Source organism: Stenotrophomonas sp. PS02298 (assembly GCF_029959445.1).
GTDB lineage: Bacteria > Pseudomonadota > Gammaproteobacteria > Xanthomonadales > Xanthomonadaceae > Stenotrophomonas.
In genome coordinates this window covers 18417-27547 of sequence record NZ_JASCOR010000052.1, presented here as the reverse complement: position 1 = coordinate 27547, position 9131 = coordinate 18417, and the positions used below count along the sequence as shown (strand labels likewise).

Genomic DNA, 9131 nt, shown 5'->3' with positions numbered 1-9131 from the left:
CCAAGGCAGAAGCCAAGGCAGAAGCCAAGGCAGAAGCCAAGGCAGAAGCCAAGGCAGAAGCCAAGGCAGAAGCCAAGGCAGAAGCCAAGGCAGAAGCCAAGGCAGAAGCCAAGGCAGAAGCCAAGGCAGAAGCCAAGGCCAAAACCAAAGCACAAAAAAACAGCCGCTTTCGCGGCTGTTTTCTTTCAGATCACTCCGCCATCAAACCCGGCCGAAGATCAGCGTTGCATTGGTGCCGCCAAAACCGAAGCTGTTCGACATCACCGTATCCAACTTCGCATCCTGCGTCTTGCGCAGGATCGGGAAGCCTTCCACGCGCTCGTCCAGGGTCTCGATGTTGGCCGAGCCGGCCATGAAGCCATCGCGCATCATCAGCAGGCAGTAGATGGCCTCGTGCACGCTGGCAGCGCCCAGCGAGTGGCCCGACAGCGCCTTGGTTGAGGACAGCGGCGGTACTGCATCGCCAAACACTTCGCGCACCGCGCCCAGCTCGGTCACGTCGCCCAGCGGCGTCGAGGTGCCGTGGGTGTTCAGATAGTCGATCGGACGGTCCAGGCCTTCCATCGCCATCTTCATGCAGCGCACTGCACCTTCGCCGGACGGGGCAACCATGTCGGCGCCGTCGGACGTCACGCCGTAGCCAACCAGCTCGGCATAGATGCGGGCGCCACGGGCCACAGCGTGGTCGTAGTCTTCCAGCACCAGCATGCCGGCGCCGCCTGCGATGACGAAGCCGTCGCGGTTGGCGTCGTACGGGCGCGATGCGGTGCTCGGGGTTTCGTTGAAGCTGGTGGACAGTGCGCCCATGGCGTCGAACATCACGCTCATCGACCAGTGCAGGTCTTCACCGCCGCCGGCAAACATCACGTCCTGGGCGCCGTGGCGGATCAGGTCGGCGGCAGCGCCGATGCAATGTGCCGAGGTGGCGCAGGCGGCCGACAGCGAATAGCTCAGGCCCTTGATGCTGAAGGCGGTGGCAAGGTTGGCCGACACCGTCGAGCACATTGTGCGCGGCACCATGTACGGGCCAACTTTACGCACGCCACGGTTGCGCAGCAGATCGGCCGCTTCCACTTGCCATTCGCTGGAACCGCCGCCAGAGCCAGCGATCAGGCCGCTGCGCACGTTGCTGACCTGGCTTTCATCCAGACCGGCATCGGCAATGGCGTCTCGCATGGCGACATAGCTGTAGGCCGCTGCGTCGCTCATGAAACGCTTGAGCTTGCGGTCCACCTGCGCGTCCAGGTCGATCTCGACCTTGCCGCCGATCTGGCTGCGCAGGCCGGCTTCGGCGTGGTCGGGCAGGGTGACGATGCCGGGACGGCTGTCACGCAGGGCGCTGGAGACGGTATCCAGATCGTTGCCAAGGCAGGACGTGATGCCCATGCCGGTAATGACGACACGACGCATCAGAAGCTCTCGGTTGAGGTGAACAGACCTACGCGCAGGTCCTTGGCGGTATAGATCTCGCGGCCGTCGACCAGCATGCGGGCGTCGGTCTGTGCCATCACCAGCTTGCGGTTGATCACGCGCGAGACATCGATTTCGTACTGCACCAGCTTGGCGCTGGGCAGCACCTGGCCGGTGAACTTGACCTCGTCACAGCCCAGCGCACGGCCGCGGCCTTCGGCGCCCAACCAGGTGAGATAGAAGCCGGTCAGCTGCCACATGGCATCCAGGCCCAGGCAGCCGGGCATCACCGGGTCACCGATGAAATGGCAGCCGAAGAACCACAGGTCAGGACGAATATCCAGCTCGGCCCGGATCATGCCCTTGCCGTGTGCGCCACCGTCCTCGCGGATCTCGGTGATGCGGTCGAACATCAGCATCGGGTCATTGGGGAGACGGCCTTTGTTCGGGCCGAAAAGTTCGCCACGCGCGCTGGCCAGCAGCTGGTCGCGCGAGAAAGCATGCAGACGGGTCATCCGGGGTAATCCAAAGCCATTGCGAGCCCCGGAGCATGCTGCAGCAGCTGCGTTCAATCAAATGTTTTAACTGGACGGTTGCGTATGTTAGCTGCAGATAAGCGCCGTTCGCGGGCTGTTACGGGAGGTATGAATAAGTACATTTGTGAGGACAAGTGTGCATTTAGCGACAACAGCTATCATGTTGGCGACCTTTTGAGACTGTTGCCTTGAGCCAACAACGCAAGATCATCCACGTCGACATGGACGCCTTTTATGCGTCCGTGGAGCAGCGTGATGACCCCGGTTTGCGCGGGAGGCCGGTGGTGGTGGCCTGGCGCGGGGCGCGTTCGGTGGTCTGTGCGGCCTCCTACGAGGCCCGCAAGTTCGGGGTGCGTTCGGCCATGCCGGCGCTGCGGGCCGAGCGCCTGTGCCCGGATGCGGTATTCGTGCCGCCGGACTTTGCCCGCTACAAGGCGGTGTCGCGGCAGATCCGCGAGATATTCCTGCAGCACACCCCGCTGGTGGAGCCGCTGTCGCTGGATGAGGCCTTCCTCGACGTCACCGAATCGCCGAGCTGCGACGGCATCGCCACCGAGATCGCCCGCACCATCCGTGCGCAGATCCGCGAGACTACCGGCCTGACCGCCTCGGCCGGTATCGCCCCGAACAAGTTCCTGGCCAAGGTCGCCTCGGACTGGCGCAAGCCCGATGGTCAGTTCGTGGTGCCACCTTCGAAGGTGGAGCAGTTCCTGACGCCGTTGCCGGTCAAACGGGTGCCGGGCGTGGGCAAGGTGATGGAAGGCAAGCTGTCGGCGCTGGGTATTGTCACCGTCGGTGATCTGCGCGCGCTGCCGCTTGAGCAGTTGCAGGCCTTGTTCGGCAGCTTTGGTGCGGGTTTGTACCGGCGCGCGCGTGGCATCGACGAGCGGCCGGTGGAACCGGATCAGCCAGTGCAGTCGATCTCTTCCGAAGACACCTTTGCCGAAGACCTGCACATGGGTGAGTTCGACGAAGCCATCACCCAGTTGGCCGAACGCACCTGGCGTGCAACCGGGCGCACCGAGCGCATCGGTCACACCGTTGTGCTGAAGTTGAAGACTGCGCAGTTCCGCATCCTTACTCGCAGCTATACGCCGGATACGCCGCCAAGCTCGGTTGAAGACCTGCGCGACATCGCCCTGGCCTTGTGCCAGCGTGTGCAGTTGCCTGCTGACACGCGCTATCGCCTGGTCGGCGTGGGCTTGTCGGGTTTCCGTGACCGCGAAGAGTTGGTGATCCAGGGTGATTTGTTTCGCAGCATCTCGTTGGATTGAGTACATCCTTTGCGCAACGCGGCGCCGCTACAATCGATGCTCATTTTCCGGGAGTGTGGATGCGTGGCGACTACGGCCTTGGTGTTCGATTTGGATGGCACGCTGGTGGACAGCGCAGGTGATATCGCCGAGGCAGTGAACCTCACATTGGAAGAGCTGGCGTTGCCGCGCGTCTCCGAGGCGACGGTGCGCAGCTGGATAGGCGAGGGCGTGCGCAATCTGGTGTCCACCGCTTTGGCGAACGCTGGCAGCGCATTGACGCTGGAAGAGGTGATGTCGGTTTTCATGCGGCACTACAAGGCCTGCCTGCTGCGCAGCCCGCGGCTCTACGACGGTGTTGGTGAGGCCTTGACCGCATTGCAGGCACGCGGCCTGCCGATGGCCATCTGCACCAACAAGCCGGCAGCGATGGTCGCGCCGTTGCTGCAGCATCTGGGCATTGCCGGCTTCTTCGCCCACATCATCGGTGGCGATTCCCTGCCGCAACGCAAGCCTGCGGCCGAGCCTCTGTTGCATGTGGCGCGTTTGCTGCAGCAGCCGGCGGCGGATTGCCTGATGATCGGTGACTCGGGCACCGATCTGGGCGCGGCCAACAATGCCGGCATGCCGATCGTGCTGGTGCGCTACGGCTATTCGCGTGACCTGGATCTGGATGCCGCTGATGCGGTGGCGGTGATCGACGACATGCGTGAGTTGGTGAGCATCGTCGCGTAAGCATTCCTGAGGATCTTTTGTGGGAGCGGCGTAAGCCGCGAAGCTGGCTGCAACGAAATTGCAGTGATTTCTGCAATCGGACGATCCAGTTGCTTCGCGGCTTGTGTCGCTCCCACAAGCCGGGTGCCACACGCCAAGGCCGGTGCTTTGAGCTGATATGTGGGAGCGGCGTAAGCCGCGAAACTGGCTGCAATGGAATTGCGGTGATTTTTGCAATCGGACGATACAGTTGCTTCGCGGCTTATGCCGCTCCCACAATCTGATCACCCTTTGTTATCAATAATCATTCTCATTTAGTGTAGAATGCGGGCATCCCGCAGCCTGCCTGGCGTTTGTTTCCGGCAGCTGCATTCGATATCCGTCGTTCCTCAAGCTGTTCGCCAGAGGGGCGCATCCCCACTGTCGAGAGGCTTTCCCCCATGTCCCGTCGTTCGTCGTCGCGGTTGTCCGCGCGTGCCTTGTTGTCCCGCCATCCCCTTTCCGCTGCGCTGGCATTGAGCGCCTTGCTCGCCGGTCCGGCACTGGCCGAAGGCGCGGCACCGGCGACCGACATCGATACCGTGCACGTCACCGCCGAGCAGATCGCCAAGCAGGCCCTGGGCAGCTCGGTGATCACCTCGGTGGACCTGGAGCGCCTGCCGCCGGCCAACGATCTGTCTGAAGTGATCCGGCGCATGCCCGGCATCAACCTGACCGGCAATACCGCGTCGGGCTCATATGGCAATTTCCGCCAGATCGACATCCGTGGCATGGGCCCGGAAAACACCTTGATCCTGATCGACGGCCGCCCGGTGAGCTCGCGCGATTCGGTGCGCATGGGCCGCAGCGGCGAGCGCAACAGCCGCGGCGACAGCAACTGGGTGCCGGCCGAAGCGGTCGAGCGTATCGAAGTGTTGCGTGGTCCTGCCGCTGCGCGCTACGGCTCGGGCGCTTCCGGTGGCGTGGTCAACATCATCACCAAGAAGCCGACCGGTGACCTGACCGGCTCGCTGACCTTGTACGGCAGCCAGGCCGAGCACAGTGCCGAAGGCGACAGCGAGCGCGTTGGCTTCCAGTTGTCCGGTCCGTTGAGCGAGCAACTCTCGTTCCGCCTGTTCGGCAACGTCAACAAGACCGAGCCGGATGCGCTGTCGCTCAACGAGGAGTTCGCCACCGGCGTGACCCCGCCGGCCGGCCGCGAAGGTGTGCGCAATCGCGATATCAGCGGCCTGCTGCGCTACGACATCAACGACAATCATGTGCTGGAGCTGGATGCCAGCGTCAGCCGCCAGGGCAATATCTACTCCGGCGAGCGCGGCGTCAGCAGCGACGGCTTCGAGCGCTTGAACGCACTGTACGGCGCCGAGACCAACGTGATGCTTCGCCGTTCGTTCGGTCTGACCCATCGCGGCAGCTACGAATGGGGTACTTCGCGCATCACCGCGGCCTACGATGACACCGACAACACTCGTTTGAACGAAGGCTTGGCCGGCGGCCCGGAAGGCTCGATCACCGAAGGCGCGAGCTTCTCCACCTCCGAGCTGACCTCCACCCGCGTCGATGGCGAGATCAACGTCCCGCTGAACTGGGGCGGCATCGAACAGGTGGCGACGCTGGGCTTCGAATACCGCGACATGAAGCTGGATGACCCGTATTCGGTGACCCAGACCTCCAGCAGCGGTGGCGGCATCCCGGGCTACGACGGCGTGCGTACCGGCAAGAGCGACCAGCAGTTCGCGGCAGTGTTCGTCGAGGACAACCTGTACATCGGCGAGCGCTGGACGCTGACCCCGGGGCTGCGCTTCGATCACCATTCGCAGTTCGGCAACAACCTCAGCCCCAGCCTCAACGTGCAGTTCAAGCTTGCCGAGGATTGGGCGATCAAGGGCGGCATCGCGCGTGCGTTCAAGGCGCCGAACCTGTACCAGGCCAACCCGGATTACCTGTACTACACGCGCGGCAATGGCTGCCCGGTGCTGAATCCGAACCTGGGCTCGGGCTGCTACGTGATGGGCAATGCCAATCTTGATCCGGAAACCAGCATCAACAAGGAAATCGGCATCGAGTGGGCACCGGACAACGGCTGGCATGCCTCGGTCACGTACTTCCACAATGATTACAAGGACAAGATCGTTGCCGGCCAGGACCGCATCGGCATCACCAATGACACCAAGGGTCAGGTGTTCCAGTGGACCAATGCGCCGGAGGCCATCATCCGTGGCGTCGAAGGCAACGTGAAGGTGCCGCTGATCGGCGGTGGTGATGTGCTGTCGTGGAATACCAATGTCACCTGGATGATCGAGAACGTCGACAAGACCACCGATCAGCCGCTGTCCATCATTCCCGAGTACACCGTCAACACCTTCCTGGATTGGCAGGTCAACGCGCAGTTGTCGTTCATGCTGACCGGCACCTTCTACGGCAAGCAGGAATCTGCCACGCAGGCCAGCACCACCGGTGCGGCATTGCCGCCGGATACGCGTGCGGCCTATGACCTGTGGAGCCTGGGAGGCCAGTACCGGATCACGCCGAAGGTGCGTGTCGGTGGCGGCATCAACAACCTGTTCGACAAGCGTCTGTTCCGCGAAGGCACCACCAGCACCAGCGCCACGGGTGCGGGTGCTGCTACCTACAATGAGCCCGGCCGCAGCTACTGGGTGAACCTGACCGTCGGCTTCTGATCCAGGCACAGCGATGACAACTCACATGCGTATCCGCTTTCATTCACTGCTCGCCGTGGCCTCGCTGGTGTTGCTCGGCGTAGTCGCGCCGATGGCAGCCGCCCAGCAACGCAACCCGGCGCAGCTGATCGGCCAGACCGTTGCCGATACCGGCTCGGCGCACTACCGCTTCGAACGCTTCGTGGTACGCAGTGATGATGGCCAGCGCACCTGGCGGGTCAACCTCGGCATCCCTGCCGGTAAGGCACCAGCAGCGGGTTTCCCGGCGCTGTGGATGCTGGATGGCAATGGCGCGTTGATGGAATTCGACGCGCCATTGCTGGAGGAGCTGGCGCAGAAGCAGCCAACGGTGCTGGTGTTCGTCGGCTACGACAACCAGCAGCGCATCGATTCGCCCGCCCGTACCCGCGACTACACACCGATTGCTGACCAGCCTGAAGACGGCGGCGCGGCGGTCGGCGGTGGCGCCGATGCGTTCCTGGAAGTGCTTGAGCGGCGCATCCGTCCGCAGCTGGCGCAGCACGTGGCAACCGATGCCAGCAAGCAGGCACTGTGGGGGCATTCGCTGGGCGGGCTGTTCGTGCTGCACACGCTGTACACGCGCAGCGGTGCATTCCAGACCTATGTGCCGGCCAGCCCGTCGTTGTGGTGGCAGCAGGGCGCGATGCTGGGTGCTCCCGAGCGCCAGTTCATCGGCAACAACGCCGGTCATCCGGCTCGGGTGCTGTTGATGCTCGGTGGCGGTGAGCGTGATCGCGATACCAGCAACCGCGACATGAGCAATCCGCGCGTGCTGGCACACCTGAAGCGCGTCTCCGGTGCGCCTTCCGATGCCGCCGAGCAGCTGTCTGCGCGCCTGCGCCAGGTGCCGGGCCTGGATGTCGAATACCACCAGTTCGATGGCCTCGGCCATGGCCCGATGTTCCGCGCCTCGCTGATGCGTGCACTGCATGAAATCACCGGTGTGCGCGATCGCAGCGCGGAGCCGCGCTCCTGATCCGCCTGCTCCTGATCTGACTTCCCAGTCCGGGCCGCCAGGCCCGGCATTCCATTACCCAGGCAGCGTCACCGCCCAGGCAGAAACCTACGATGCGCGCGACGTCGCGCAGCACCCAAGAGGTAATGCCCGATGGCAAACGTTCGTTCCACTACTGCTTCCACCACCGCCCGCGCAGCGCGTCCGCACCTGCTCGGCCTGGCCCTGTTGCTGGCCGCCGGCGCTGCTGGTGCGCAGGTGTTCGCGCAGCCGGACACCGCCTTCAATGGCAGCGTGCGTGCCACCACCCCGGTGGTGTTGCCGGGCAGCGAGACCGGTATCGAGGGCAATGGCTTCACTCCGGGCCAGAAGGTGACCTTGCTGCGCGGTGAGACTGTGCTCAACGCGCAGCCTTATGTCGCCAATGGCGAAGGCAAGTTCAGCGGCACGCTGGCGATTCCAGCCGATGCCGTTGCCGGCCCGCAGCCCATCGTGGTGCGAGCGGCTGCGCCGGATGCTGCAGCGGTGTTTTCACTGAAGGTCTCGCGCGAAGTGCCGCTTTCCGGCCAGGAGCGCATCCAGGCCGCCAGCAACCGTCTGGTGCAGGGCTTGTACCAGGTCGCCTACAGCCCGGCCAGCAAGGCCGCGTTCGTGACCAGCGCGGTCGGCCGCCCGCCGGTGAAGCAGTCTGAGCTGCTCAAGGTGGATCCGGAATCGCTGCAGATCATCGCCCGCGTATCGCCGCAGGCGGCACCGGGCAATGACGGCAACCTGTTTGCTGTGTACGGCGTGGGCGTGGATGACGCCAATGGCAATGTGTGGGTGACCAACACCCGCCAGGACACGGTGGCGGTCTACCGTCAGTCCGACCTGTCACTGGTCAAGCAGTACCCGGTCGGCGCGGTGTCGCATGCGCGTGACGTGGTGGTCGATGCACAGCGCAACCGTGCCTATGTCTCGGCCACGGGCGCCGACTACATCAGCGTGTTCGACACCCGCACGCTGCAGCAGCTGGACAACATCACCATTGCCTCCGGCAAACGTGGCGAGGCCTTCACCCCGGGCAGCCTGGACATCGATACGGCTACCGGCAAGGTCTACACCGTCAGCCTGGCCGCCGCCGAGGCGGCGATCATCGACGGCGCCAGCGGCAAGGTGGAGAAGGTGTTCCCGCTGCCCGGCGCGCGTGACGCGATCGGCGTTGCATGGAACCCGGTCGCCAAGCGCCTGCTGGTGGTGTCGCAGGGCAGCGACAACCTGCTGATCGTTGACCCGGCCACGGCCAAGGTCGAGCACGACGTCTACGTTGGCGCCGGCTCCTTGAACGTGTCCTACAGCCCGAGCACGCGCCTGGCCTATGTCAGCAACCGCGCTGCCGGCACCGTCACGGTGGTCGATGAAGACGGCAACATCGTTGCCAACCTCGACGGCGGCACTTACCCGAACCACGTCAGCAAGGGCCCGGATGCGGTGATGTTCGCGATCAACAAGTCCAAGGGCGCCGATGACGCCAAGGGCGATCGCATCACCCGCTTGCTGCCTGTGCAGCGCTGAGTGATCT

At 64.0% G+C, this 9131-nt stretch carries 7 protein-coding genes; 5 read left to right on the top strand and 2 right to left on the bottom strand.

Annotated features, from left to right (window positions below):
• Positions 1-201 precede the first annotated feature (201 nt).
• Together fabB and fabA are read right to left on the bottom strand one after the other, a co-directional pair.
• Positions 202-1410, bottom strand: coding sequence for a beta-ketoacyl-ACP synthase I (fabB, locus tag QMX78_RS09890; RefSeq protein WP_282268942.1), 1209 nt, complete (start codon positions 1408-1410; stop codon positions 202-204).
• On the bottom strand, positions 1410-1925 hold the full coding sequence (fabA, locus tag QMX78_RS09885; RefSeq protein ID WP_282268941.1) for a 3-hydroxyacyl-[acyl-carrier-protein] dehydratase FabA: 516 nt from the start codon (positions 1923-1925) through the stop codon (positions 1410-1412). The genes fabB and fabA overlap by 1 nt, the downstream gene beginning before the upstream one ends.
• A 209-nt stretch (positions 1926-2134) precedes the next feature.
• On the opposite strand from fabA, the gene dinB reads away from it, so the two are divergent.
• The 5 genes from dinB (at position 2135) to QMX78_RS09860 (ending at position 9124) form a co-directional block, all read left to right on the top strand.
• Positions 2135-3220: a DNA polymerase IV gene (dinB, locus tag QMX78_RS09880; protein WP_282268940.1), complete on the top strand. Its 1086-nt coding sequence runs from the start codon at positions 2135-2137 to the stop codon at positions 3218-3220.
• A 63-nt stretch (positions 3221-3283) separates the two neighbouring features.
• Entirely contained in the window at positions 3284-3934 is a 651-nt protein-coding gene (gene gph, locus QMX78_RS09875; protein WP_282268939.1) for a phosphoglycolate phosphatase, read from the top strand.
• 419 nt (positions 3935-4353) lie between these two features.
• A complete protein-coding gene (locus tag QMX78_RS09870) occupies positions 4354-6594 on the top strand; it encodes a TonB-dependent siderophore receptor (RefSeq protein ID WP_282268938.1) in 2241 nt (746 codons plus the stop codon).
• 25 nt (positions 6595-6619) lie between these two features.
• Positions 6620-7591 (top strand): alpha/beta hydrolase-fold protein, encoded by a 972-nt coding sequence (locus tag QMX78_RS09865; protein WP_282268937.1) that lies wholly within the window; start codon positions 6620-6622, stop codon positions 7589-7591.
• A 132-nt stretch (positions 7592-7723) separates the two neighbouring features.
• On the top strand, positions 7724-9124 hold the full coding sequence (locus QMX78_RS09860) for an ATP-binding protein (RefSeq protein WP_282268936.1): 1401 nt from the start codon (positions 7724-7726) through the stop codon (positions 9122-9124).
• The last annotated feature ends 7 nt before the right edge of the window (positions 9125-9131 follow it).